General features: G+C 60.2%; 22 protein-coding genes. 3 read left to right on the top strand and 19 right to left on the bottom strand.

Going from position 1 to position 25789, the window contains the following annotated elements; all coding sequences use genetic code 11:
- Positions 1-142 precede the first annotated feature (142 nt).
- Positions 143-1297, bottom strand: coding sequence for an amidohydrolase (locus tag FHT76_RS29155; RefSeq protein ID WP_183862950.1), 1155 nt, complete (start codon positions 1295-1297; stop codon positions 143-145).
- Positions 1298-1463: 166 nt separating this feature from the next.
- Between FHT76_RS29155 and FHT76_RS29160 the strand changes: the two genes are divergently transcribed.
- Both FHT76_RS29160 and FHT76_RS29165 read left to right on the top strand, forming a co-directional pair.
- Complete coding sequence (locus FHT76_RS29160) at positions 1464-2249, top strand: IclR family transcriptional regulator (protein WP_183756239.1); 786 nt, start codon at positions 1464-1466, stop codon at positions 2247-2249.
- Positions 2250-2464: 215 nt separating this feature from the next.
- Positions 2465-2824, top strand: coding sequence for a response regulator (locus FHT76_RS29165; protein WP_016554366.1), 360 nt, complete (start codon positions 2465-2467; stop codon positions 2822-2824).
- A gap of 80 nt (positions 2825-2904) precedes the next feature.
- Here the strand turns inward: FHT76_RS29165 and FHT76_RS29170 are convergent, their stop codons facing one another.
- From FHT76_RS29170 to FHT76_RS29215, 10 genes are all read right to left on the bottom strand, one after another.
- A complete protein-coding gene (locus FHT76_RS29170) occupies positions 2905-4563 on the bottom strand; it encodes a phosphoethanolamine transferase (protein ID WP_183862952.1) in 1659 nt (552 codons plus the stop codon).
- A 163-nt stretch (positions 4564-4726) separates the two neighbouring features.
- The gene (gene glpK / locus FHT76_RS29175; RefSeq protein ID WP_183862955.1) at positions 4727-6241 is read right to left on the bottom strand and encodes a glycerol kinase GlpK; all 1515 of its coding nucleotides are present in this window, start codon (positions 6239-6241) and stop codon (positions 4727-4729) included.
- Positions 6242-6384: 143 nt separating this feature from the next.
- The gene (locus FHT76_RS29180; protein WP_183756235.1) at positions 6385-8109 is read right to left on the bottom strand and encodes an ABC transporter substrate-binding protein; all 1725 of its coding nucleotides are present in this window, start codon (positions 8107-8109) and stop codon (positions 6385-6387) included.
- Positions 8110-8187: 78 nt separating this feature from the next.
- Positions 8188-8469: a DUF2160 domain-containing protein gene (locus tag FHT76_RS29185; RefSeq protein WP_183756234.1), complete on the bottom strand. Its 282-nt coding sequence runs from the start codon at positions 8467-8469 to the stop codon at positions 8188-8190.
- 16 nt (positions 8470-8485) lie between these two features.
- Positions 8486-9313, bottom strand: a complete 828-nt coding sequence (locus FHT76_RS29190; protein WP_016554371.1) for a carbohydrate ABC transporter permease — start codon at positions 9311-9313, stop codon at positions 8486-8488.
- 14 nt (positions 9314-9327) lie between these two features.
- Positions 9328-10194, bottom strand: a complete 867-nt coding sequence (locus FHT76_RS29195; RefSeq protein WP_016554372.1) for a carbohydrate ABC transporter permease — start codon at positions 10192-10194, stop codon at positions 9328-9330.
- Positions 10195-10197: 3 nt separating this feature from the next.
- Positions 10198-11268, bottom strand: a complete 1071-nt coding sequence (locus FHT76_RS29200; protein WP_183756233.1) for an ABC transporter ATP-binding protein — start codon at positions 11266-11268, stop codon at positions 10198-10200.
- Positions 11269-11279: 11 nt separating this feature from the next.
- The gene (locus tag FHT76_RS29205) at positions 11280-12356 is read right to left on the bottom strand and encodes an ABC transporter ATP-binding protein (protein ID WP_183862957.1); all 1077 of its coding nucleotides are present in this window, start codon (positions 12354-12356) and stop codon (positions 11280-11282) included.
- Between the two features lie 41 nt (positions 12357-12397).
- Positions 12398-13915 (bottom strand): glycerol-3-phosphate dehydrogenase, encoded by a 1518-nt coding sequence (gene glpD, locus FHT76_RS29210; RefSeq protein WP_183862959.1) that lies wholly within the window; start codon positions 13913-13915, stop codon positions 12398-12400.
- 195 nt (positions 13916-14110) lie between these two features.
- On the bottom strand, positions 14111-14929 hold the full coding sequence (locus FHT76_RS29215; protein WP_183862961.1) for a helix-turn-helix domain-containing protein: 819 nt from the start codon (positions 14927-14929) through the stop codon (positions 14111-14113).
- A gap of 109 nt (positions 14930-15038) precedes the next feature.
- Here FHT76_RS29215 and FHT76_RS29220 point away from each other — a divergent pair, with 109 nt between their 5' ends.
- Complete coding sequence (locus tag FHT76_RS29220; protein WP_183863036.1) at positions 15039-16250, top strand: MFS transporter; 1212 nt, start codon at positions 15039-15041, stop codon at positions 16248-16250.
- Between the two features lie 82 nt (positions 16251-16332).
- Here FHT76_RS29220 and FHT76_RS29225 read toward each other — a convergent pair whose 3' ends face one another.
- From FHT76_RS29225 to FHT76_RS29260, 8 genes are all read right to left on the bottom strand, one after another.
- Entirely contained in the window at positions 16333-17100 is a 768-nt protein-coding gene (locus tag FHT76_RS29225) for an SDR family NAD(P)-dependent oxidoreductase (RefSeq protein ID WP_183862963.1), read from the bottom strand.
- 394 nt (positions 17101-17494) lie between these two features.
- Positions 17495-18754: a glycerate kinase gene (locus tag FHT76_RS29230; protein ID WP_259127958.1), complete on the bottom strand. Its 1260-nt coding sequence runs from the start codon at positions 18752-18754 to the stop codon at positions 17495-17497.
- A 42-nt stretch (positions 18755-18796) separates the two neighbouring features.
- A complete protein-coding gene (locus tag FHT76_RS29235; protein ID WP_183862967.1) occupies positions 18797-20452 on the bottom strand; it encodes a GMC family oxidoreductase in 1656 nt (551 codons plus the stop codon).
- A 12-nt stretch (positions 20453-20464) separates the two neighbouring features.
- Positions 20465-21244, bottom strand: a complete 780-nt coding sequence (locus FHT76_RS29240; protein WP_183862969.1) for a 3-ketoacyl-ACP reductase — start codon at positions 21242-21244, stop codon at positions 20465-20467.
- Positions 21241-22746 (bottom strand): GMC oxidoreductase, encoded by a 1506-nt coding sequence (locus tag FHT76_RS29245; protein ID WP_183862971.1) that lies wholly within the window; start codon positions 22744-22746, stop codon positions 21241-21243. The genes FHT76_RS29240 and FHT76_RS29245 overlap by 4 nt, the downstream gene beginning before the upstream one ends.
- A 19-nt stretch (positions 22747-22765) precedes the next feature.
- The gene (locus FHT76_RS29250) at positions 22766-23881 is read right to left on the bottom strand and encodes an ABC transporter ATP-binding protein (RefSeq protein WP_183756224.1); all 1116 of its coding nucleotides are present in this window, start codon (positions 23879-23881) and stop codon (positions 22766-22768) included.
- 4 nt (positions 23882-23885) lie between these two features.
- Entirely contained in the window at positions 23886-24830 is a 945-nt protein-coding gene (locus FHT76_RS29255; protein ID WP_016554384.1) for a carbohydrate ABC transporter permease, read from the bottom strand.
- A complete protein-coding gene (locus tag FHT76_RS29260) occupies positions 24827-25780 on the bottom strand; it encodes a carbohydrate ABC transporter permease (protein ID WP_016554385.1) in 954 nt (317 codons plus the stop codon). Before FHT76_RS29260 ends, FHT76_RS29255 begins: the two co-directional genes overlap by 4 nt.
- Positions 25781-25789 lie beyond the last annotated feature (9 nt).

Raw genomic sequence — 25789 nt, forward strand, 5'->3', positions numbered from 1 at the left:
TAATTTCAACCTGAGAGATTAGTTTCCTAAGACGCTTTTGACTCGGCAATCCGACAGGATCATCCGACGACTCTCGGCATCCGGTTCCCGCCGGTCGCTGATGTGCTCCTTGTCGCTGTGCTCCTTCAGGCGAGGTTTCAGGTCATCCCAGTATGTTTCTGATGGCTCGCATGAAAACGCCCGAACCAGTGGCAATCAATTCATCGGGAAAATCGTAATCCGGGTTGTGTAGGCGCGGATGAGCTTCGCCGGCGCCGAGAAAGAACATCGCGGCCGGTGCCACGGTTCGGAACAGACCGAAATCTTCGGATGCCTTCATCGGCAACATACTGCTTGTTGCGTCATGGCTCACGCCCTCGTCATCCAGCGCTCGCCGCAACTCCGCCACCGCTTCGGCAGAGTTGTAGCATTGATGGAACACGTCCTCGTAGCTGATCTCCACCTGCAGGTGTCCAGTATCTGCCTCAGTCCGAACCAGTTCCTCCGCGCGTGAAACCAGGGCGGCCATGGCTTCATCGGTCAATGTCCGTAGGGTTGCCCAGATCTGCGCCTCTCCAGGACTGATGCCAAAGGCCGGTTCACCGAGACGCGCATGCGTGACCGTAACCAGCGAGTAATCCGGCCCCAGCGGACCATTGTTGCCGAGCGACGTCAAATCACCGAGCAAGCGCGCCATCGCGAAAGTCGGTGCGATGCCCTGCTCCGGATAGGAAGCGTGCGACGTCTTGCCTTTCAAAGCGATCTTCATTCCGCGCGAGGCGCAGTTGACGGGCCCCTCCTTGAGAAGGACATGGCCAAGCCGAACACCTGGGAAATTATGAAGTGACAGCGATAGATCCGGCTTTAAGGCGGCAAACTTGGGATCCGCAAGCACGGCCGCTGCGCCCGCGCCGTTTTCTTCGGCCGGTTGGAACATCAGGATTGCGCGCCCGCGGGCTGGCCGCATCTGCCCCAACCCCTTCGCAACCGCCATAAGGATCGCCATGTGACCGTCATGACCGCAGAGGTGCCCCCGGCCGGGTATGGCAGAGCGATGCGCCGCGTCAGAGATTTCCTCGATCGGCAGGCCGTCCAGCTCCGCACGGATCAAGACGGTCGGGCCTGGCTTCGTTCCTTCGAAGACAGCTGCCAGGCCGTGTCCGCCGATGCCGGTAACGATGCCGTCGGGTCCAGTGAGTCCAAGTGCTTCTTCCACACGCAACGCCGTTTGTGCCTCTTTGCCGGATATCTCCGGATGACGGTGAAGCTCCCGCCGAAACGCCTTGATTACACTGAACTCTTCATCCGTCAGAAACATCGTCGAAAATCCTGGCAACACGTGAAGCGAGATGGAACGGCAACGAACCTAGCCTCTTCGACATCCATAGTCGACAGAACCGGCCGCGCGACACTGCATCCGCCTTTCCTCGCTTTCCCGCGTCTGTGCATTTGTATATGTAAAGTAGCATTCACAGGAGAAGTTGATGCAAGCAGACGACGCTGATCGGTACCGCGCACCGGCGCTGGATAAAGGGCTCGATATCCTTGAGCTTTTGGCGGGCGTCGAGCAAGGCCTGACCCAGGCAGAAATCGCCAAGCGTCTCGATCGCAGCCCCAACGAATTCTATCGAATGCTCGACCGGCTCGTCCGACGCGGCTACGTGACAAAGCTCGAGGGCGACCGATTCACCCTCACCCTCAAGCTATTCGGCCTGTCGCAGTTGCATGCGCCAACGCGTCGACTGGCGTCCTTCGCCACGCCGCTGATGCGCGAACTCGCGCAGCGGACAAAACAGGCGAACCACCTCGTCGTCTTTGATCGCGGCGCGGCAGTTGTGATCGCCCAACACGAGGCACCGGACTATTGGGGTATCTCGATCCGCGTCGGCTCGCATATGAGTCTTTTCGATACCGGTTCCGGCCACGTGCTTCTCGCCTTCAAAAGTAACGAGGAGCGCCAGATGATGATCGCGGAACACGCGCGCAGCCGCGACGAGGTGAAGCTCGAACCGGGTTTCTACCAGCATCTCGCCCTTATTCGCGAACGCGGCTACGAAATGATGGCCAGCGCCCAAACGGCAGGCGTACACAACCTATCGGCACCGATTCTTGGCCCGGATGGGCGCTGCATAGCGGCCCTCACCTGCCCCTATATCGCGCTGGTCAACGCGCCTGCTGCACCGGACATCAGCCAAACGATAACAATGGTGATGAAGACGGCCAGCGAGCTTTCGTTGCTCGCCGGCTCGGACGTCAAAACACCCGGCTGAGGACCAGAACTTATGTTTGGCTCGACGGTCCTGCTGAAGATGCTGTTTTTGAAGTTCATACTTCAACAACCCATTTCGGCACGCATGTTTAAGGCCGCTGTCAGCTAACGATCCCATTAGAAATCCTTGCGGCGCAAAAAAAGCGACGCCAAACGAACCCTCATGGTGACTGCGCACGCTGTCGCACAGCAGGCATGCAGTAGTGGAGACAGCGCGTGAACGTATTGTTGGTCGAGGACAACATCCTGTTGGGCGACGCGGTGCGTGATCACATCGCAGCCGACGGTCATTCAGTCGACTGGTGTCTCAATCTCGCGGAGGCGACGCAAGCCGCCGAAACGGGCAACTACGGCGTGATCCTGCTCGATCTGCGCCTGCCCGACGGCAACGGCCTAACGCTGTTGAAGGCCCTCCGGAGAAAGGCAAACTCCGTTCCTGTCATCATTCTCACCGCGCACGACCAGGCCTCTGACCAGATCGAGGGCCTCCGGAGCGGCGCGGACGATTTCCTGGTGAAGCCCTTCGGGCTCTCGGAGCTTTCCGAGCGCATGAAGGCGGCAAACTGCAAGCACTGAGACGTGAACTGGCCGCCTGAAGGAGCGGCCATCCGAGCGTGATTAGCTCAGCAGGCACTCCTGCCTACGCCACGTGGTCATTATCGGATGCTCGCGACCTTGTCCGTCCGCCGGCACGCGGCGAACACGTCCAGGTGTGGATCATAGATCTTGGTCGTCACGTCCATGAGCCCGAGCACGCTGTGGAAGAAGTTGTCGTGCGAACGGCCTTCGTCTGCTTGCTTGGCCATGCAACTCATATCGAAGCCGGCGGATTTCGCGAGATCGTCGCCGACCCATACGAGGAACGGCACATGGGTCTGCTGCGACGGCGCCACGATATAGGGCGCGCCATGGAGGTAGATCCCGTTCTCGCCAAGCGATTCCCCATGGTCCGAAAGGTAGATCGCCGCACCAGCAACTTTGTCGGAATGTTGCTTCAGCCTATCGATGACACTTGAAACCACGTGATCCGTGTAGAGGATCGTATTGTCGTAGGCATTGGTAATCTCTTGGGCCGTGCAGCTGCCAAAGTCGTTGGCCCTGCAGTCGGGAACGAAACGCCTATACTCGTCGGGATAACGAGCAAAGTAGGCCGGCCCGTGGCTACCGAGTTGGTGCAGGACCAATACACTGTCGCCCTTCACATGATCGAGCCAATCGTCGACCTGGTCGAGCAGGATACCATCGAGGCACTCACCGTCCTTGCAAAAGCGTGGGTCGGCGGACTTCGGCAGTGAGGTGTAGGCAACCCGGTCAGTAACGTGGTAGCTGCCGGTATCATTGTCCATCCAGGAGACGTCAACCTTTGCGTGGCTCAGCACGTCGAGCAGGTTCTCGGTCGCAAGGCTCTTCCGATGCGTATAGGCAGTGCGCGGATAGACGGAGAACATGCACGGGATGGAGACCGCCGTCGCCGTCCCGCAGCTGGTCGTATTCGGAAAATAGACGACATTCTGCTTTTCAAGTTCAGGATTCGTCTTGCGCTGGTAGCCGCCCAGCGAGAAATCGTCGGCGCGGGCCGTCTCGCCCGCGACTATGATTGTCACACGTGGCTTGTTGAGACCGGCTGTGTTGATCCTGTGTGCATCCGTACCAAGCGGCGCCGCGACGACCCGCGCATCCTCTTCCGACGAAACGGCATAGCGAATGGTGCTGGTAATCGGCAAAAATGGGTTCAGTCGATCGAGGATGTCCCGGTGCGCACGCCCGACCCCGGCAAAGGCCCTGTAATCGCCGAAGCCGACGACGGCGAAAACCGCCAGGCAGGCCAGGATCACGCCCGTATTATGAGCAAGCTTGGACAGCACCGGTCGATGCCGAATACGCACCCAGCTAATCACCAGCGACGGCAACACTCCGGCCAGCAGCATATGCAACGCAAACCGCACCGTTATCAGATGCCCCGCCTCCGCGCCCGTTGACACCGCAGCGTTGCGGATCATCTCCTTGTCGACGATCACACCGAACTGATCGGTAAACCAAGAACCGGCGGCGGCTGCGAGCACAAAAAAGATCAAGAAAGGTTTGGTGAGGTACTTGGCGGAGAAGGCAGTCACGATTGCCATGCAGACTGCAGAAATCCCGATGACAAAAAGTACAAACGACAGGTGATCAGTCGCGAAATCGCCGTAGGCCGTACTCCAAAACGAGCGGTTTGTCACAAAGAGCAGGTAGAGAGTGGTGGCAAAGCAAAGCGTCACGCTGCCGATTTCAGGTCGCCGGTCGATCAGGCGGACCTTGGTGGCATTCTCGTTCAATTGGTCGTCTCCGCGTCAAAATTTGGCGTCGACGAAACCAGGATTGGATCAGAAATAATTCATGGCTGTCGACAATATTCGCCAGCCATGGCCGGATTTTCTGACAGCCACCTGAAGACTTCATGGCGAGGCGGTGCCCACAATGAAGGCGCATAACTACAATTCAGGCCAGCGGACTGCCATATTGCGCGCCCGACAGCGTACGAGACACAGCGTTGCGCCAGCCCGCGATTTTCGTCTGCCTCTCTGTCTCTTGCATCGACGGCTGGAATCGGCGGTTGCAAGCCCAGGCCTTTCCAAATTGCTCCTGATCCGGCCAGACCGCGGCTCTGGAACCGGCGAGCCAGGCGGCGCCCAGCGCCGTTGTCTCGACAACGGCGGACCGGTCCACCAGATTGCCGACAACATCGGCAACACGCTGCATCGTCCAGTCGGAACTTGCCATGCCGCCATCGACCCGCAAGACCGTCTCGATGTGATGGCCGCCCCAATCTTTCCGCATCGCGATCAGGAGATCGAGCGTCTGGTAGGCGACGGATTCGAGCACCGCATGCGTCAGTTCCGCCGGGCCGCTGTTTCGGGTCAAACCAAAAATCGCGCCACGCGCCTCCGGATCCCAATACGGTGCGCCGAGCCCCGTAAAGGCCGGCACGACATAGACCTGCTGGCTTGGGTCCGAGCGCGTCGCCAGTGCACCACTCTCCGAGGCGTGCGAAATAAGACCAAGGCCGTCGCGCAGCCATTGCACCGCTGCGCCAGCGATAAAAATCGAGCCTTCCAGCGCATAGGTCGTCTTGCCGGCAAGCCGGTAAGCGACCGTCGTAATCATCCTGTTGCTGGAGGCCACGCAGTCTTGGCCGGTATTGAGGAGAGCAAAGCAACCGGTGCCATAAGTTGATTTCATCATGCCGGGCTTGAAGCAGGCATTGCCGATGGTCGCCGCCTGCTGGTCACCGGCGACCCCAAGGATCCGAATGGACGCTCCGAAGATCTCGCGATCGGTGACGCCGAAATCGTCGGCACAATCCTTGACCTCCGGAAGCATCGATGCCGGGATCCGGAGAAGGCCGAGAAGCTCCTCGTCCCACCGACCCTCGGTGATATTGAAAAGCAGCGTTCGGGACGCGTTGGTGGCATCGGTCGCATGAACCCGCCCGCTGGTTAGATTGAAGATCAGCCAGCTATCGACGGTGCCAAAGCACACTTCGCCGGCTTCGGCGCGGTCCCGCAGTCCTTCGACGTTGTCGAGCAGCCAGCGCAGCTTCGTCCCGGAAAAATAGGGGTCAAGCAGCAGGCCGGTCTTCGCGTTGAAAAGCTTCTCGTAGCCGTCAGCCTTGAGACTGTCGCAGACTTCAGCCGTGCGCCGGTCCTGCCATACAATGGCCTTGTAGAGCGCCCTACCCGACCTGCGTTCCCAGACGACAGTCGTCTCGCGTTGGTTGGTAATCCCGATCGCAGCGATATCGGTGACCGGAACATTGGCACTTCCCAAAGCTTGCCGGGCCGTATTGACTACCGTGGTCCAAATTTCGTCCGGGTCGTGTTCGACCCAGCCCGGTTGAGGATAGGATTGCTTGATCTCCTCCTGTGCTGACGAGATCATCTTCATCCCGGCGTCGAAGACGATCGCGCGCGAGGACGTCGTGCCTTGGTCGATCGCGAGAATATGGCCGCTCATGCTCTTCTCCGGCGCAATAGTTCGCCTTGCCGCCGCAAACGCGCCAGCCTAATAGGTCGTTTTCTTATCGTGGTGGGTGCCGACGGCGGCTCAGCGCCGTCGGCATTGCTATTGGCCGGGCCTCGTACCCGACCGAGCGCTGATCAGTTCGACTGCCAGCTCTTGACCAGTTCGTCGTAGTTGACGGTAACCGGCTTTTCCTTCTCGTTCTCGATCTTCAGCTGGGGAGCGAGGTTGCCCTTGGCGACCGCATCCTTGTTCCAGTATTCGAGATCGTGCTCTTCAGCGAGCTTCGGACCGATATCGCCCTGCACCTTGGCACGCTCCAGGCGCTGCAGGACCTTTTCCTGCTCGGCGCAAAGCGAATCCATGGCTTCCTGCGCGGTCTTGGCACCGGAGGATGCATCGCCGACGGCCTGCCACCAAAGCTGTGCCAGCTTCGGATAGTCAGGAACGTTGGTGCCGGTCGGCGACCACTGGACGCGGGCCGGCGAGCGATAGAACTCGATCAGACCGCCGAGCTTCGGAGCGCGCTCCGTGAAGCTCTTGTCGCGAATGGTGGATTCGCGGATGAAGGTGAGACCGACATGGCTCTTCTTCACGTCGACCGTCTTCGAGGTGACGAACTGCGCATAGAGCCATGCGGCCTTGGCACGGTCGTCAGGCGTCGACTTCATCAGCGTCCAGGAACCGACGTCCTGATAGCCGAGCTTCATGCCGTCCTTCCAGTAGACCCCGTGCGGGCTCGGAGCCATGCGCCACTTTGGCGTGCCGTCCTCGTTGACGACGGGCAGGCCCGGCTTGACGGCATCAGCCGTAAAGGCGGTGTACCAGAAGATCTGCTGAGCCACTTCGCCCTGCGCCGGCACGGGGCCGGATTCGGAGAAGTTCATGCCCTGCGCTGCCGGCGGTGCATAGGCCTTCAACCAATCCAGGTACTTCTGGATCGAATAGACGGCAGCCGGGCCGTTCGTGTCGCCGCCGCGCGCGACGCACGAACCGACCGGACGCGAGTTCTCATCAACCTTGATGCCCCACTCATCGACCGGAAGGCCGTTCGGAAGACCCTTGTCGCCGTTGCCGGCCATCGAGAGCCAGGCGTCGGTGAAGCGCCATCCGAGCGACGGGTCCTTCTTGCCGTAGTCCATGTGGCCGAAGACCTTCTTGCCGTTCACTTCACGGCCGGTGAAGAACTCGGCGATATCTTCATAGGCAGACCAGTTGACCGGAACGCCGAGATCGTACCCGTACTTCGCCTTGAAGTCGGCCTTGTTCTTCTCGTCGTTGAACCAGTCGTACCGGAACCAGTAGAGGTTCGCGAACTGCTGGTCAGGAAGCTGATAGAGCTTCTTGTCCGGCGCGGTCGTGAACTTGGTGCCGATGAAGTCGTTGATGTCGAGTCCCGGGTTGGTGACATCCTTGCCTTCGTTCGCCATCCAGTCGGTCAGCGAGCGGGCCTGCTGGTAGCGCCAATGCGTACCGATCAGGTCAGAGTCGTTGACATAGGCATCGTAGATGTTTTCGCCCGACTGCATCTGCGTCTGCAGCTTTTCGACGACGTCACCTTCGCCGATCAGGTCGTGCGTGACCTTGATGCCGGTGATTGCCGTGAAGGCTGGCGCAAGAACCTTCGATTCATACTCGTGCGTCGTCAGGGTTTCGGAAACGACCTTGATGTCCATGCCGGCGAAAGGCTTCCCGGCATCGATGAACCACTGCATTTCCTTTTCCTGGTCGGCGCGGGAAAGCGTCGAGAGATCGCCGACTTCCTTGTCCAGAAAAGTCTTTGCTTCATCCATGCCGGCATAGGCGGCGCCCGCCATGGCCAGCAAGATGCCTGCTGTTGTCGTTAGTAAGTGCCTTCGCATGATATCCTCCCAGGGTTGCGATTGCAGTCTTCACGTTTCAGGCGGCCAGTACCCCCGGCCATCTGTCTTTTCCTGCCGTCACACGTAGCGGAAGACGCCGATGGCGTAGACTACGGAGAGGGCAAGAGCCCACCACAGGTTGGGCCCGACGAGGCCCAGCCATGCGAGATGAATGAATGCTGCGCCAAGCAGCGATACGAAGAGCCGGTCGCCACGCGTGGTTTCGAACCGGAGGACGCCGACGCGTGGTGAACCCCCCGGCGCGAAATATTCCCAGATGCTCATGCCCACCAGCAGCGCGAGGATCGTCAGGAAAAACAATGCGGTCGGCAGCGTCCACGCCATCCAGGAAAAGTTCATGAGTGGTTCTCCCTTGTCAGACGCGACCGAGCGCGAAGCCCTTGGCGATGTAATTGCGGACGAAGTAGATGACGAGCGCGCCCGGAACGATGGTCAGCACGCCGGCCGCCGCCAGCACGCCCCAGTCCATGCCGGCAGCCGACACGGTACGCGTCATGATTGCCGAGATCGGCTTGGCCGCGGTCGTCGTCAGCGTACGTGCCAGAAGCAATTCAACCCACGAGAACATGAAGCAGAAGAAGGCGGCGACACCGATGCCCGATGCGATCAGCGGCATGAAGATCTTCACGAAGAAGCGCGGGAAGGAATAGCCGTCGATATAGGCGGTCTCGTCGATTTCCTTCGGCACGCCGGACATGAAGCCTTCGAGGATCCAGACCGCCAGCGGGACGTTGAACAGGCAGTGGGCAAGCGCGACCGCTATATGCGTGTCGATCAGGCCGAAGGCCGAGTAGAGCTGGAAGAACGGCAGCGCGAAGACCGCGGGCGGTGCCATCCGGTTCGTCAGCAGCCAGAAGAACAGGTGCTTGTCGCCGAGGAACCGGTAGCGCGAGAAGGCGTAGGCCGCCGGCAGCGCTGCCAGCACTGAGATCACCGTGTTCATCACCACGTAGATGATCGAATTGATGTAGCCGTTGTACCAGGACGGATCGGTGAAGATCACCATATAATTCCCGAGCGTCGGGTTCTTCGGCCAGAGCGAGAAGGCACCGGTGATCTCGGCATTCTCCTTGAAGCTCATGTTGACGAGCCAGTAGATCGGCAGCAGCAGGAAGATGATGTAGATCGTCGAAACGACCCAGGAGAAGTTGCCCGCAGGCTTGTATTTCATTGTCTGAGCCATGGTCCTCTCCTTTCTCAGGCGTTCGCGTCGCTGCTGGTCATGACGGTGTAGAAGATCCACGACAGCAGCAGGATGATCAGGAAGTAGATGATCGACATTGCCGCAGCGGGACCGAGGTCGAACTGGCCGACGGCCATCTTCACGAGGTCGATCGACAAGAAGGTCGTCGAGTTGCCGGGGCCGCCGCCGGTGACGACGAAGGGTTCGGTATAGATCATGAAACTGTCCATGAAGCGCAACAGCACGGCGATGAGAAGCACGCGGTTCATCTTCGGCAGCTGGATGTAGCGGAACACGGACCAGCGCGACGCACCGTCGATCTTCGCCGCCTGATAGTAGGCGTCAGGGATCGAGACCAGGCCAGCATAGCACAAGAGCACAACGAGGCTCGTCCAGTGCCAGACGTCCATAAGGATAACCGTGATCCAGGCATCGAGCGGATCGCGAACATAGTTATAGTCGAAACCCATCGCCTCGAGCGTATGGCCGAGCAGGCCGATGTCGACGCGACCGAAAACCTGCCAGATCGTACCGACCACGTTCCACGGAATGAGCAGCGGCAGCGCCATCAGCACGAGGCAGACGGGAACTCCGAGGCCCTTCTTCGGCATGTTGAGCGCGATGAAGATGCCAAGCGGGATTTCGAGCGCCAGGATGATCAGAGAGAAGATCAGGTTTCGCTGCAGTGCCGCCCAGAAGCGGTCGGAATGGAGCGTCTGCACGAACCAGTCGGTACCGGCCCAGAAGAACTCGTTGTTGCCGAACGTATCCTGTACCGAGTAGTTCACAACCGTCATCAGCGGGATGACGGCCGAGAAGGCGACCAGCACCAGGACCGGCAGAACCAGAAACCAAGCCTTGTTGTTCCAGGTCTTTTCCATGGTTCAGCCCTCCCTGCCGACGCGCCAGGAATTGGCGTAAATATTGATTGCAGCCGCATCGAAGGTCACCCGCGCATCCGCCGGGATTTCCGAGTCTTCCGTCACGACGATAGCGATGGGTTGCCCCGCAAAGGTCGCGCGCACGATCTTCTGTCGGCCGATATCTTCAACCCTGTTGACGGTCACCGACATTCCTTCGCGGCCAATATTGATGAACTCCGGACGGATGCCGAGCTCCGTCTTCGCACCGGCAGCTGTTTGCGGCGCATAGTCTAGCGACAGCGTTTCGTTACCGATGCGAACCGCATTGCCCTGCAATTGCACGGGCAGCACATTCATGCCCGGCGAGCCGATGAAATAGCCAACGAAGGTGTGGCTGGGACGCTCGAAAAGCTCCGCCGGCGTGCCGATCTGGACGATTTCGCCCTCGTACATGACGACGACCTTGTCGGCGAAGGTCAGCGCCTCCGTCTGGTCGTGCGTCACATAGACCATCGTGAAGCCGAACTGCTTGTGCAGTCGCTTCAACTGCGAACGCAGCACCCACTTCATATGCGGGTCAATAACCGTCAAAGGCTCGTCGAACAGGATCGCATTGACGTCGTTGCGTACCAGTCCACGGCCGAGCGAGATCTTCTGCTTCTGGTCGGCGGTCAAGCCCTGCGCCTTGCGCTTGGCCATCCCCCCGAGGTCGATCATCTCGAGAATCTCACGTACGCGGCGATCGACTTCCGGCTCGGCAACACCACGGTTGCGCAGCGGAAAGGCCAGATTGTCGTAAACGGTCATCGTGTCGTAGATGACAGGGAACTGGAACACCTGCGCGATATTGCGCGCCTGTGTTGAGAGGTTCGTCACATCGTTTCCATCGAACAGGATGCGGCCATGCGATGGCTGCAGCAGGCCGGAAATGATGTTGAGCAGCGTCGTCTTTCCGCAACCGGACGGTCCGAGGAGCGCGTAGGCGCCACCGTCCCGCCATTCGTGATCGACTTCGCGAAGTGCGTAATCTTTGTCCGACGTCGGGTTCGGTCCATAGGCGTGACGGATGTGGTCGAGCGTGATGCGTGCCATGTCCTTCTCCCTTACGCCTGAACGCCGCTTGCAATGGCATGGCCATCGGTGCCGAAGGCCATGACGTGACGTGTGTCGAGATAGATGTCGACCTCGGTATCCGGATCGATGTTGTGGATGCCGTGGGCGAGCATCACCCAGCGGATGCCATCGAAATCCAGATGCACGAAGCTTTCGGAACCGGTGATCTCCGAAACCTGCGTGCGAGCCTGCAACCTTGCCGCGGCTGACGTCTGCGGTGAAAGACCGAGGTGGTGCGGGTGGAAAGCAATGGTGACGGACCCGTCAGCCATTCCGGCCAGATGCGCAGGCACGGGCAGGATATCGACCTCCTTCCGCCGAAACACACTGCCAGCCTTGACGACATCGATGAAATTGAGCGGCGGATCGGCGAATGTTTTCGCGGTCACGAGATCGCGCGGGTTTCGATAGACGGAGATCGTCGGCCCGAACTGTGTCACACGTCCTTCGGAAAGCGTCGCCGTATTGCCGCCGAGCAGAAGCGCCTCGGAAGGTTCCGTCGTCGCGTAGACAAAGATGGCACCGGATTGCGCAAAGATACGCGGCAGTTCGGCCCGCAACTCCTCGCGAAGCTTGTAGTCAAGGTTAGCGAGCGGTTCGTCCATCAGAACCAGGCTGGCGTTCTTGACGAGAGCACGGGCAAGCGCCGTACGCTGCTGCTGGCCACCGGACAGATTAAGCGGCGTCCGGTCGAGATACGGCGTGAGACGCATCAGGTCGGCGGCTTTGCGCACCTCGCGATCGATCGTCGTCGTATCCTTGCCGGCAATGCGCATCGGCGAGGCGATGTTCTCGTAGACTGTCAGAGCCGGGTAGTTGATGAACTGCTGGTAGACCATCGCGACATTGCGCTTCTGCACCGGCATGCCGGTCACATCAACGCCATCGAAATGGACCGAACCGCTGGTCGGTCGGTCGAGCCCGGCCATCAGTCGCATCAGCGACGTCTTGCCGGACAGCGTCGGTCCCAGCAGCACATTCAACGTGCCTTTTTCAAACGTAAGATCGGTCGCGTGGATATGATATTCCCCACCCACCATCTTCGCGGCGTTCCGCAACTCAAGCATTCCGGTTCCCGTGCCTCCTCAACAGCGGGGACATTGCCGTTTCAACCAGCCATCTGTGCCGGTCGTGCGGCCATGTACTCCTCCAACAGCACAGCCTGTTCCTTGGTTAGACGCAGGCCGTCTTTCGTTCTCCGCCAGAGCACATCGTCTGCGCTTCTGGCCCATTCGTGTTCAATGAGATAGCGAACCTCTGCCTCGTAGAGATCGCCACCAAAACAGTGCCCGAGATCCTCGGTGCTGGCCGCTTGCCCAAGCAGGACCGACGCCTTCGTACCGTAGCGGCGCACCAGTCGGCGCGCGTGGCGGTCGGCCAGGAAGCCATAACGCCCCTTCAGCTTCGTCACCTCCGCCTCATAGCCGGTTGCGGGAAAATCGCCGCCGGGTAGATGGCTCTTCGCTGTCCATGGCGCGCCTTTCGAACCGATCGCCGACGCGATCTTTTCCAAAGCATGCTCGGAAAGGCGCCGGTAAGTGGTGAGCTTGCCGCCAAAGACGTTGAGCAGCGGGGCGCTTTCACCCTCGCCTTCGACTTTCAGAACGTAGTCGCGGGTTGCCTCTTGCGCCTTCGAGGCGCCGTCGTCGAATAGCGGGCGCACCGCCGAATAGGTCCAGACGATGTCGTCCGGCCGCACCGGTTCTTTGAAATATTCGCTTGCCGCGTTGCAGAGATAGGTCGTCTCTTCCTCGGATATTTTCACATCCTTCGGATCGGCCGAGTAGTCGCGGTCGGTGGTGCCGATCAGCGTGAAGTCCTGCTCGTAGGGGATCGCGAAGATGATGCGGTTATCAGGATTCTGGAAGAAATAGGCCCGCGGATCGTCGAACTTCTTCTTCACGATGATATGGCTGCCCTGCACGAGCCGCACATGATGCGCCTCGTTCTGCCCGAAGGCCGCACGAATAACGTGATCGACCCAGGGCCCGGCGGCATTCACCAGCATCCGCGCCTGGAAGCTGCTCGCCTGCCCGCTCACGGTGTCTGTCGTTTCGATGGACCACAAGCCGTTCTCGCGCCGCGCCGAGACGACCTTCGTCCGAGGCATGATCAGCGCACCGCGGTCGGCAGCGTCTCGCGCATTGAGAACGACCATGCGCGCATCATCAACCCAGCCATCCGAATACTCGAAGGCCTTGGTGAAAAGCGCCTTCAGCGGCTTTCCGGCCGGATCCCGTCGCATGTCGAGGACCGCCGTGGGCGGGAGCAGCTTGCGACCGCCGAGATGGTCATAGAGAAACAGTCCAAGCCGAATGAGCCATGCCGGGCGGATACCGCCCTTATGATAGGGCAGCACGAAGCGCATCGGCCAGATGATGTGCGGCGCCATCGCCCAGAGCACTTCGCGCTCCATCAGCGATTCGCGTACCAGACGAAACTCGTAATGCTCGAGATACCGCAAGCCGCCATGAATGAGCTTGGTCGCCCCGGAGGACGTGCCGGAGGCGAAATCGTTCATTTCGGCAAGCGCGACCGAATAGCCGCGCCCGATCGCGTCTCGCGCGATTCCGCAGCCGTTGATGCCACCACCGATAATGAAAAGATCGTGAATCTGACGGCTCACGTTCCCCCTCCAAGCCACAATATGCCGCAACGCAACATGCCTGCGCAGTTGCGAAAGTAAATGCAGTTAAAACGAAGATTATTCGAATGTCAAACGAATGTTATCCGAATTTCGGAAACCCACAGATCTGCCGTGGACGTAAACGTAATACCCGGAAAGGACTGCGGGTGATAGGTGCACATTCCGGCCCGCAAATCAGGGGTTTTCAGGCGTTTTGAAATAGCCTCGCGGGGCGGTCCCCAGCATGCGCCTGAACATCGTGATGAAGGCGGCGACACTCTCGTAGCCAAGATCGAGTGCGACGGCGGTGACCGCCTCCCCGGCTGCGAGGCGTGGTAAAGCGGTAAATACGGCCGCCTGCTGCCGCCACGTCGACAGACTGATTCCCGTTTCCTTCCGAAAGAATCGCGTAAACGCCCGCCGGCTCATCGCAAGACGCTCGGCCCAGTCGTCGATCACCAGCCGAGCACTCGGATTTTCCATGAAGCCGCGGCAAAGCGCCGCCAGACGCGCATCGGACGGAAACGGCAGTCCCAGCGGGCGATCAGGTAGCCGCAGGACCTCCTCGAGCAGTAGCGCCATGACAAGATCGTGCCGACTGCTCCTGCCATCCGCCGGCGCAACGGCTTCGATGATCAAAGCTCGGGCAAGATCTGTCAGAGCGACGACGCGGATGGCCGTTGGAGGATCCGCCAGCTCACTCGGCGCGACATAGGCCGAGAGCATCGCGACGTCACCCAGCATATCGACGGTATGGACGAGCCCTGCCGGAATCCATAACGCATGCTCTGGCGGCACCATCCAGCGCCCCTGCACAGAGGACACCATCAGGACGCCCGCGCTGGCATAGACAAACTGCGCGCGGCTATGCCTGTGAGCCTTCACATGATAACCGGCCGGATATTCCGAGGGGATCGCGTAGACCGGCTCCGAGGCGGCCTCAATAGCCGCAAGGCGCTCTACGTGGAGCTTGGCCAGCTCGCTCATCGCCAACCTCTGTCCAGATTTTGTCATTTTTGGCCCACTCGCGAAACAACAAGACCAAAACACGAAAGCGGGACATCGGCAAGTCGTCTATCTCCAGATCGTCAAAGGACGGAGCAGAATCGTGACAGACAGCGCAATGACGGCAGAGCGGCACTCTGCGGAACAGACAGTTTTCGGCATCATCATGGCCGTGAGCTTCTGCCATCTCCTCAACGATACCATGCAGTCGCTGATCCCTGCCCTCTATCCGATGATCAAGGATGGCTACGGCCTCGACTTCACGCAGATCGGCTTCCTTGGCCTCGTGTTCCAGGTCACGGCATCGCTCCTACAGCCGCTGATCGGTATCTACACCGACAAGCGCCCGTTGCCTTATTCCTTGGCCGTCGGCATGGGCTTCACGCTGATCGGCCTGGTGCTGCTCGCCTACGCGCACGCCTATTGGGTGCTTCTCATCGGTGCGGGTGTGGTCGGGCTCGGCTCGGCGGTATTCCATCCGGAATCTTCGCGTGTCGCTCGGCTGGCATCGGGCGGACGCCATGGTCTTGCCCAATCGCTGTTCCAGGTTGGCGGCAACTTCGGTACCGCGATCGGGCCGCTTCTCGCGGCATTCATCGTGTTGCCGCGCGGCCAGCATAGCGTCGCATGGTTCTCGCTCATCGCCTTGACGGGCATTATCATCCTGTGGCGCGTCGGTGCCTGGTATGCCGACCACCGCAGAAGCAATGCCGGCCGCAAGGCAGCGGTACCTGCTTTACACCTCCCGCGCGCGAAGGTCATCACGGCGATCGGCATCCTCGCGCTGCTGGTGTTCTCGAAATACGTCTACATGACAAGCCTGTCGAGCTACTACACCTTCTACATGATCGAGCGCTTCGGCGTCTCCGTGCAGCACGCGCAGATTCTGCTGTTCGTGTTTCTCGGCGCAGTCGCTATCGGCACCGTTGCTGGGGGTCCCATCGTTGACTGGTTCGGCACCAAGTTTGTGATCTGGTTCTCAATCCTCGGCGCGCTGCCCTTTACACTTGCCCTGCCCTATGCCGACTACAACTGGACGGTCTTCCTGACCTTCCTGATCGGCGTCATCCTGGCCTCCGCCTTCTCTGCCATTGTTGTCTTTGCGCAGGAGTTGGTGCCCGGTCGCGTTGGCATGATCGCCGGTCTGTTCTTCGGCTTTGCCTTCGGAATCGGGGGCATTGGTGCCGCGGGCCTCGGCATGGTGGCTGACCATATGGGCATCGAGTTCGTCTACAAGATCTGCTCGTATTTGCCGCTGCTTGGCCTGCTGACCATCTTCCTACCCGATATCGGCAAGGGCCGCCGCCACGCCGCGAAAACGGCCGAGTAAGCGAGTTCACGCAGCACACGAATGACAAGGGCCGAGATGACGATCTCGGCCCTTAATCTTTGCGCTGGCAAGTCACCCACACCTAGATAGCGGTGAACCCATTATCGACAAAGAGGTGCGCGCCATTGACGAACATCGACTCGTCACTGGCGAGGTAGAGCGCGGCGCGCGCCACGTCCTCTGGCTCGCCGATCCGACCCTGCTGAGCGGCGATAGCAGCGTCCGACACATCGACGCCAAGCTTCTGCAATTCGCTCACCTCGCGCAATCCGTGCGGCGTGCGGATGAACCCGGGGCAGACGGCATTGCAGCGAATGTTCCGGTCCCTGAACTCCACTCCGATCGCGCGCGCGAACATATGCACCGCTCCCTTCGTGGTGTCGTAAAGCACTTCCATCGGCGTCGCAGCCACGGCCGAGATCGATGACGTGCAGACGATGGAGCCGCCGCCCGCGGCGATCATCCCCGGCAGAACGGCCCGCGTCATCAGAAACATCGAACGCACATTGACCGCATGGAGCCACTCCCACTCATCGAGCGTCGTTTCCAGAAACGGCTTGATGACAATCGTGCCGGCGTGATTGAAGAGCACGGTGACCGCGCCGAACTTTTCCTCTACGCCCTTCACCGCCTGGATCACGGCAGCCTCTTCGGACACATCGGCGACCCAATAGTCCGCCACATGGCCAACTGCGCGGATTTCCTCCGCCGTTTGCCGTGCCGCGGCTTCATTTCGGTCGATGATCGCTACTTTGGCGCCCTCGGCAGCGAAGAGCCGCGATGCCGCCCCGCCCATGCCCGTTGCGCCACCTGAGATGATTGCGACTTTCCCCTTTAGCCGATCGACCATGACCTATCCCTTGTTCCCTTTGTTCCGTCGTCGCTCGCTCGCCGTCGAGGAGCGCGCCCGTACGCAGTGTTGAAGAGAGTCCCGCCGGATGTCCACACACAGGACTCTGTCGGTAACCTTACCAAATAACCAACAGAACAGCTTTCGGTTGTCTCATCGCGCAACACCGGGCATTTGTATTTCCAGCGGCTCACCATCAGCCGCGGTCCGGAAGGGGTCCGGATCGGTAGAGCCCGCCCCCGAGGGGCCTGGGGCGGGCTTCTTAAACACAACAAAGACTTAGCGTCGAATGCATCTCGCGTGCTTGCTTGCGGCGCGCTGATTTGATTGTCCGGACGCGTCACGCAACGCGTTCAGAGCCGGCACACGCTAAGGCTGATGTCTTCCTATAACCCTAAGCTAAAAGAAACGCGCGGAAGTCATTCACGTTGGTACCGGTCGGCCCCGGCACAAAAAGATCGCCGGCAAGGTTGAAGGCCGACCATGCGTCATGACCCGCCAGGAACGCGCGCGCATCGCCGCCCGCACTTCTGATCCGCGCCACTGTTCCGCCGTCGCAAAACGCGCCGGCATTGTCTTCCGAACCGTCGATGCCGTCGGTATCCGCAGCCATCGCCACGACCCCCTCGAACCCCTGTAGATCGATCGCCGCAGAGAGAAGCAGTTCGGAGTTTCGCCCGCCCTTGCCGTACGTTCCGGCTCCGATACTCACGGTTGTCTCGCCGCCGGAAAGCAGCACGAGCGGCTTGGAAGCGGGAGGCCTTGCCAAAAACTCGCGGGCGAGTGCCGCATGCATCCGGCCGATATCCTTCGCCTCCCCTTCGATCGAATCCGAGAGAATAAGAGGTTGCACGCCCAAAGACCTCGCCCGGTCGGCCGCCGCCTCCAGAGACACCCGCGCCGAGGCAATCACATGAACCTCGTTGTTGGCGAAGACACCGTCGCCGGCGCGTGGCGCTCTGGCATTTCGAATACAATCGATGACGCGCGCCGAAAGATCTATCCGATAGTCCCGGATCACTCGCAGCGCCTCCTCCGCATCGCTGTTGTCCGGAACGGTCGGCCCTGACGCAACAAAGGCCGGATTGTCTCCGGGAACATCGGATACAACAAGGCTGACGACCCTGGCGGGGTGGGCAAGAGTAGCAAGCCGTCCTCCCTTGATGCGGGAGAAATGCTTCCGCACCACGTTCATGCCTGAGATGGGAGCCCCGGAGGCCAGCAGCGCTTCGTTGAGGGCGCTTTCGTCGGCGAGGGTGAAGCCGGTCGGCGGTGCTGGGAGAAGCGCCGAGCCGCCGCCGGATATCAGCGCAATGACCAGATCGTCGGAGGTCAGCCCATGCACGTGGTTTATAAGAGCTTCTGCCGCGACAAGCCCGGCCCTATCTGGAACGGGATGGGCCGCCTGAAGAATTTTGGTCGATTGGCATTCGGCGATCGGCCCATGCCTGGCCACGACGAGGCCCTCAAATGGATGAGACCAGGCCCGCTCAAATGCGGCCGCCATTTGGCTCGCTGCCTTGCCCGCCCCGACGACGATCGTCCTGCCTTTCGGCGGATCCGGCAGATGACGAACCAGTGCCTCGTAGGGGTCCGCGGCCTTGACCGCCTCATGAAACAGGGTTTGCAAAAACGCTCGTGGATCGGAAATCAAACCCTACTCCCATTTTCAAAGTTCGCCGTCCGAATGCCCGGTCTAGCGGACGGTCGCTCTTGCCCTCGGCCGCGTCTCGTTGCGCTCATGAGCAAAAATCGCTGCAGGCAACGGCGGCAGTCCACGGATAAGGTCGGAGCCTCGTTCGCCAACCATGATGGTCGGTGCGTTGGTGTTACACGATGGGACCCGCGGCATGACCGACGAATCGCATACCCGAAGCCCCTCGAGACCATGGACCTTGAGATCGAGACCGACAACAGCTTCCGGTCCCGTTCCCATCTTGCAGGTGCCGACCGGATGATGATCGGTCTTCGCGTTCGCACAGCCATAGTCGAAGAGCTGCTCATCGGTCATGACCTTCGGTCCAGGCAGCCGCTCGGCCAGAACATACGGCTTGAGCGCCGCCTGCTGCATGATCTCGCGAGCAATCTTCAACCCTTCGAGGGACATAACCTTGTCATGTGGGTCGGACCAGTAGTTCGGATCGATCAGCGGCGCAGCGCCCGGATCAGCCGAGGAAAGTCGCACGGTTCCCCGAGAGCGAGGATGAAGATAAGCCGAATTCAGAGTGACACCAGCGTTCTTCAGGCGCTCAACCCCAGCCTCGATCCCGGATCCCAAGCCAAGATGGAACTGGATATCCGGCGACCGCGCATCCGGGTCGGCATACCAGAAGCCGCCGGTCTCAAAGAGAGAGGAGGCGACCGGGCCGGTTCGGAACAGCACATACTGAACGCCCGCCCAGATCGTTCGGTGAAGTTTCGCAACCCCGTCATAGGTGTGGTCGCCCGTGCACTCGGCAATGACGAATAGATCAAGGTGATCCTGAAGGTTGCCACCGACGCCCGGCAGATCGTGGCGGACCTTGACCCCGACCGACTTAAGGTGGTCGGCCGGACCGATCCCCGATTGAAGCAGCAACTTGGGCGACCCAATCGCACCGGACGACACAAGCACCTCGCGTTCGGCACGGACGATCTCGGAGCCGCGCTCCGTCGCGATCTCGACACCGACGGCACGATGGCCCTCGAGGACGATGCGCGCAACTCTTGCGCCTGTCCGGACTACCAGGTTCTTTCGGGCCTTAATCGGAGAAAGATACGCCAACGATGCCGATGATCGGCGGCGGTCCCGCTGCGTCAACTGATAGAAACCGACACCCGCCTGCTGCCGGCCATTGAAGTCATGATTGTAGGGAATGCCGAGTTCCTGCCCGGCCCGGATATAGGCGTCGCAGATCGGCAGCGGAGAGGCAGGCATCGAGACACCGAGCGGGCCGCCGTAGGAATGATAGTCATCGGCGAAGCGCTGATTGTCTTCGGCGCGCTTGAAGTAGGGCAAGATCGAGCGGTAGTCCCAGCCCTCACATCCGTCCTCGCTTGCCCAGAGGTCGTAGTCTGCAGCGTTACCCCGCGTATAAAGCTGGGCATTGATCGATGAGCCGCCGCCGATCACCTTCGCCTGTGTATAGCGAAGCACCCTGCCCTTCATGTGTTTCTGCGGCACGGTCTCCCAGCCCCAGCTCGCAACACCCTTCGTCATTTTCGCAAAGCCCGCAGGCATATGGAACAACGGATTCCAGTCGCCTCCACCCGCCTCAAGCAGCAAGACGTTGACGTTGGGATCTTCGCTGAGGCGATTGGCAAGCACGCATCCCGCAGGGCCGGCGCCGGTAATGATGTAGTCGAAACGCATATTTCTATCCCGTTACAAGCGAGGAATGGACAGGCCGCCATCGGCGTCGATCACGGTGCCGGTGGCAAAACCGAAGTCACCGGATGCCAGCGCCGCACAGATTTTTCCGAGGTCATCCGCCTCGCCCCATCGTTTCATCGGGACGAGGCCGCTGTCGATGAGGGCGTCGTATTTCGACGTCACGCCGGCCGTCATGTCGGTCCGGATGATCCCGGGGCGCACTTCGAAGACGGCAATTCCCGAGTCGGCGAGCCGCAGTGCTAGTCCCTGCGAGAAGGCGGCAAGACCGGCCTTGCTGATGCAATAGTCCAGTCGCTCCGGCGAGCTGGCTTCGGCTGAGACAGACGTGATGTTGATGATCGATCTCGGATGGGGAACGGCACCCGTCACGAGCATTGCCTTCACGACGGCCTGCGTGAAAAACACCGTGCCCTTGAGGTTCGTCGCCATGATCGTGTCGAAATTTTCCGGAAGCAGACTTAGGAAGTCGCCACGGACGACCGCTGCCATGCCGGCGTTGTTGACGAGGCAATCGATACGGCCAAAGTTCGAAAGGACCGCGCGGACCGTTTCATCATGTCTGGAAACGTCCGAGACATCCGCCTGCAGATAGACCGCATCGATCCCGAAGCCGCGAAGCCCGTCGATGACGTCCCTGCTCTCCTCCGCCGCTCCGACACCTGTAATCACGATGTTGTGGCCGCTTTTGGCCAGCGCGCTCGCGATCCCAAGACCGATGCCGCGTCGTCCGCCGGTTACAATTGCGACTGGCCTTTCGACACCTTCCGTCATGCTCGCAGGTCCTTCGAAGCAATGTGGTCGGCGACCCGCAATGCCTGACTGGCGACCGTGAGGGCGGGGTTTACCGCAGCCGAGGTCGGCAGGAAGCTGGCATCCACCACAAAGAGGTTCTGGTGATCGTAGGAACGGCAATAAGGATCTAGCGGCGCGCTGGCGGGGTCATTGCCGATCCTGACGGTACCGCACTGGTGGGAAGGCGTGCGCTTGTCGAACGGCTTCGAGAGGACGATCGGGAAGCCGATCGACTTGAGAACGGCCTTCAGCTTCGAAACCAGTTCGAGATGCGCATCCCAATTTGTCCGCTGCCACTGCAGGACGATACGGTCTCCGTCCACGCGCACGCGACTTTCCGGGTGAGGTATATCCTCGCTCATCGCATAGAAATCGATGGCATGGCCGGTGATGTTTTGGAGCAGCCATTCCGGGGCCCAGGACAGCGAGCCCTTCAACACCTGAGCCGAGATCCTGCCCAGCAACTGAACGTTCCCGAGCGGCGGCCCGCCGTTGCCGTCCGATAGGTAGAAATCGTTGAACCCGAACGTTTTCTGGTAGACCGACGTGTTCCGATAGGTTGGCGACACGGCGATTACCGCTGACGAATTGTGGTTCATGAAATTCCGCCCGACCTGATCGGACGAATTTGCAAGCCCCTTCGGGTGGCGCGCGTCAGCCGAACGCAGCAGCAGGACGGCGGACTGAACGGCACCGGCCGATAGAATGACCAGCTTCGGAGCGACAGCAAGATCCTCGTCGTTCTTGCGGTAGCGGACCCGCTCGATATTCCCGTTTTCTCCTGCCTCGAGCCTCGTCACCTTGGCGTTCGTCTCGAGACGAACGTTCGGAAATTTCAACGCCTTGAGCAGCGCGGCGGTCTCCGCATCCATTTTCCCATCGCGAGAGTTCGGGTGCGCGTCCCAGGGCGTCCTGGCCTTGGCTATCCAGGCGTCGATGTTCACGCCCAACGGCAGCGAAAATGGGTGCAGCCCCTTCGCCTTCAGTCTTGCTCTGACATCGGCAACCGGCGGCTCGTCGGGCACCGGCGGATACTCATAACCGCTTGAGTGGGCGGGCTCTGTGGGGTCATCTCCGAGGTTGCCCCGAACCTCGTACATCCGTTCCGCGCGGCTGTACCACGGCTCAAGCACCTCATAGGGAAATGGCCACGCAGGCGAGACACCTTCCCTATGGCGGATCTCCGTGAAATCCTCGCGGCGATAGCGTGAAAGGACCGCACCGTAGAACTTCGAGTTGCCGCCGACATTGTAGTAGTTGCCTGGATTGAACGCCGTGCCGTCCGCCTCGTACCACATCTCCTTCGGGCGAAAGTGCCCGCGCTGGAAGATGGCCCGCTGGTCGCGGTTCTCCGGGCGATCGGCGATGAAGTCGCCGGCCTCGAGGATCAGGATCTCGGCCCCGGTCGCCGCCAGTCCGGCGGCAACAGTCGACCCACCCACGCCCGAGCCTATGATGACGATATCAGGAGTGCTGTTCATCTCAAAAATCCAGACCGGACTACGCGATGCGCGTCTGGCTTTGCGGATCGAAGAACACGGCCTTATCGAGATTGAACGCAAGGCGGGCATTCTGGCCGGCCTGAATGCGAGCGTCCGCACGCAGGCGCGCGACAACCTCTTTACCACCGAGCTTGGTGACGGCGAACGTGTCCGATCCCGCCGGTTCAACCACTTCGATCAGGCAGTCGCTCTCGGCAAGAGCCTTGGCGTTGCGGTCTGCACCATCCGGGTCGGTCAGCGCCTCCGGGCGGATGCCGAAGACAATCTCCCGGCCCGCATGTGCCTCAAGCGCACCATTGCCCGACGAAACTGGAAGCTTGATCGGTTCTCCATGAGGCCGAGCCAGTGACACGGTCAATCCCGAGGCGGCCTTCTCGATCGTGCCCGACAGAAGGTTCATGGCCGGCGAACCCATGAAGTCGGCGACGAACATGTTTGCCGGGTTGTTGTAGATTTCTGCGGGCGTTCCAAACTGCTGTACTTCGCCATCCCGCATGACCGCGATCTTGGTGGCAAGCGTCATCGCCTCGATCTGGTCATGGGTGACATAGACGATCGTCGTGCCGGTCGCCTGGTGCAGACGCTTGATCTCGATGCGCATGTCGACACGCAGCTTGGCGTCCAGGTTCGAAAGCGGTTCATCGAACAGGAACAGCTTGGGATCCCGCACGAGCGCGCGCCCCATGGCGACGCGCTGCCGCTGGCCGCCCGACAGCTGGCTCGGCTTGCGATTGAGCAGGTGGCCGATCTGCAGCACCTTGGCGACCTTGTCGATGGCCTTGTTGCGCTCTTCCACCGGTACGCCGCGCATCTCCATGCCGAAGGAGATGTTTCCGGCGACCGTCATGTTCGGATAGAGCGCGTAGCTCTGGAACACCATGGCGATATCGCGCTTCGACGGATGCAGGTCGGCGATGCTCCGGCCATCGACGCGGATGTCACCCTCGGTGATCGATTCCAAACCGGCGATCGTGTTGAGCAAGGTCGACTTGCCGCACCCGGACGGACCGACCAGCACGAGGAAGCCACCTTTCTCCAGCTCAACGTTGATGCCCTTGAGGATCTCCAATGAGCCGAAACGCTTCTTGAGACCGGAAATTTCGAGGAAAGCCATTGGATTATCCTTTAACCGCGCCCGCCATCAGGCCACGCACGAAGTAGCGGCCGGCGAGAATGTAGACGAGGAGTGTCGGAAGGGCTGCGATCATCGCCGCCGCCATGTTGACGTTGTATTCGACGACGCCGGTGGAGGTGTTGACGACGTTGTTCAACGCCACCGTCATCGGCATGGAATCGCCCGTTCCCGCATAGGCCGAAGCAAACAGGAAGTCGTTCCAGATGTTGGTGAACTGGTAGATCACAGTGACGACGATGATCGGCAGTGAATTGGGCAGCATGATGCGGCGGAAGATCTGGAAGAAGCTTGCACCGTCCACCTGCGCCGCCTTCACTAACTCGGTCGGAAAGGCCTCATAGTAGTTGCGGAAGAACAGCGTCGTGAAGCCGAGGCCGTAAATCACGTGAACGGTGACGAGATTGACGGTCGGATTGCCAAAGCCCAGCGACATGCCGATTTGGTCGCGCAACGTCGCCCCAAACCGACCGAGGCTGCCGAGAATCGTCGCCATCGGCAGAAGCACCGACTGGAACGGAATGAAGCAGGCAAACAGCATCAACCCGAAGACCAGAGTGTGGCCAGGAAAGCGCCATTTCGTCAGCACATAGCCATTCAGCGCCCCCATGATCGTGGAGATCGCCACCGCCGGAACCACCATCTTGATCGAGTTCCAGAAGTAGCCCTTGATGCCGGCGCAGGTGAGACCGACGCAGGCCTCTCCCCAGGCCTTGAACCAGGGTTCGATGGTCGGCGCCTTCGGCAGCGCCAGCATATTGCCACTTTGGATCTCGTCCATCGTCTTGAACGAGGTCACCAGCATGACGAACAGCGGCATCAGGTAGATGATCGCGAAGATGACCAACAGACCGTAGATGAAGATCCGGCTGAACATTTTGGAGCGTGACGCGCTGGCCGCGCTTGGAAGAGTCGAGGTGACAGCGCTCATCGCGATTTCTCCCGCAGTTCCGAATAGAGATAGGGAACGATGATTGCCGAGATCGTCATCAACATGATCACGGCGCTGGCTGAACCAACCGCCATCTCGTTCCGCTTGAAGGTGTATTCGTACATGAAGTTGGATGGCAGCCAGGCCGAGCCACCGGGGCCGCCTGAGGTCAGCGCCACGACAAGGTCATAGGACTTGATCGCCATGTGGGCGAGCACGATGAAGGCCGAGAGGAAGATCGGCCGCAGCAATGGAATAATGATGCGCCGATAGAGCTGTACCGTCGTTGCGCCGTCGATCTGTGCCGCCTTCATGATCTCGCTATCGATGCCGCGGAGGCCAGCGAGGAACATCGCCATGACGAAACCGGAGGCCTGCCAAACGCCGGCGATCACCACGGTATAGATCACGAAATCCTTGTTCTTGATCCAGTCGAAGTGGAAGCTCGTCCAGCCGAACTGATGAAGTGTCTGCTCCAGGCCGAGACCCGGATCGAGGAACCATTTCCAGGCAACGCCTGTCACGATGAACGACAGCGCCATCGGATAGAGGAAGATGGGCCGCAATATGCCCTCGCCTCGAATTTTCTGATCCAGCAGGATCGCCAGAAACAGGCCGAGCGCCAGGCAGATGCCGATGTAGAGGAAACCGAAAATGCCCATGTTGGTGATCGAGGTGTACCAGCTGGAGGGCGGATCGCTTTCAAACGTCCAGCGCCAGAGCCGTTGATAGGCGCGCGGCCCGGTTAGTGCGTAGGATGGGAAGGTCTTGGAATTGGTGAAGGACAGATAGACCGTCCAGATGATGAAGCCGTAGACGAAAACAAGCGTGATTGCGAAACTCGGCGCGAGCACGATCTTCGGCAGCGCGTCCTGCAGGCGCGCGCGGATTGAAATGGGCGTTCCACGATGCGAGGTGAGAACGGTTTTATCTGTAGCGATGGTGCTCATGGGGTGTCA

This window comes from Rhizobium sp. BK176 (assembly GCF_024808055.1).

Coding starts and splice junctions, on each gene's coding strand:
- FHT76_RS29155 (WP_183862950.1), bottom strand. CDS start 1,297: ATGTTTCTGACGGATGAAGAGTTCAGTGTAATCAAGGCGTTTCGGCGG.
- FHT76_RS29160 (WP_183756239.1), top strand. CDS start 1,464: ATGCAAGCAGACGACGCTGATCGGTACCGCGCACCGGCGCTGGATAAA.
- glpK (WP_183862955.1), bottom strand. CDS start 6,241: ATGAGCGGCCATATTCTCGCGATCGACCAAGGCACGACGTCCTCGCGC.
- FHT76_RS29180 (WP_183756235.1), bottom strand. CDS start 8,109: ATGCGAAGGCACTTACTAACGACAACAGCAGGCATCTTGCTGGCCATG.
- FHT76_RS29185 (WP_183756234.1), bottom strand. CDS start 8,469: ATGAACTTTTCCTGGATGGCGTGGACGCTGCCGACCGCATTGTTTTTC.
- FHT76_RS29190 (WP_016554371.1), bottom strand. CDS start 9,313: ATGGCTCAGACAATGAAATACAAGCCTGCGGGCAACTTCTCCTGGGTC.
- FHT76_RS29195 (WP_016554372.1), bottom strand. CDS start 10,194: ATGGAAAAGACCTGGAACAACAAGGCTTGGTTTCTGGTTCTGCCGGTC.
- FHT76_RS29200 (WP_183756233.1), bottom strand. CDS start 11,268: ATGGCACGCATCACGCTCGACCACATCCGTCACGCCTATGGACCGAAC.
- FHT76_RS29205 (WP_183862957.1), bottom strand. CDS start 12,356: ATGCTTGAGTTGCGGAACGCCGCGAAGATGGTGGGTGGGGAATATCAT.
- FHT76_RS29215 (WP_183862961.1), bottom strand. CDS start 14,929: ATGACAAAATCTGGACAGAGGTTGGCGATGAGCGAGCTGGCCAAGCTC.
- FHT76_RS29220 (WP_183863036.1), top strand. CDS start 15,039: ATGACGGCAGAGCGGCACTCTGCGGAACAGACAGTTTTCGGCATCATC.
- FHT76_RS29225 (WP_183862963.1), bottom strand. CDS start 17,100: ATGGTCGATCGGCTAAAGGGGAAAGTCGCAATCATCTCAGGTGGCGCA.
- FHT76_RS29235 (WP_183862967.1), bottom strand. CDS start 20,452: ATGCGTTTCGACTACATCATTACCGGCGCCGGCCCTGCGGGATGCGTG.
- FHT76_RS29240 (WP_183862969.1), bottom strand. CDS start 21,244: ATGACGGAAGGTGTCGAAAGGCCAGTCGCAATTGTAACCGGCGGACGA.
- FHT76_RS29245 (WP_183862971.1), bottom strand. CDS start 22,746: ATGAACAGCACTCCTGATATCGTCATCATAGGCTCGGGCGTGGGTGGG.
- FHT76_RS29250 (WP_183756224.1), bottom strand. CDS start 23,881: ATGGCTTTCCTCGAAATTTCCGGTCTCAAGAAGCGTTTCGGCTCATTG.
- FHT76_RS29255 (WP_016554384.1), bottom strand. CDS start 24,830: ATGAGCGCTGTCACCTCGACTCTTCCAAGCGCGGCCAGCGCGTCACGC.
- FHT76_RS29260 (WP_016554385.1), bottom strand. CDS start 25,780: ATGAGCACCATCGCTACAGATAAAACCGTTCTCACCTCGCATCGTGGA.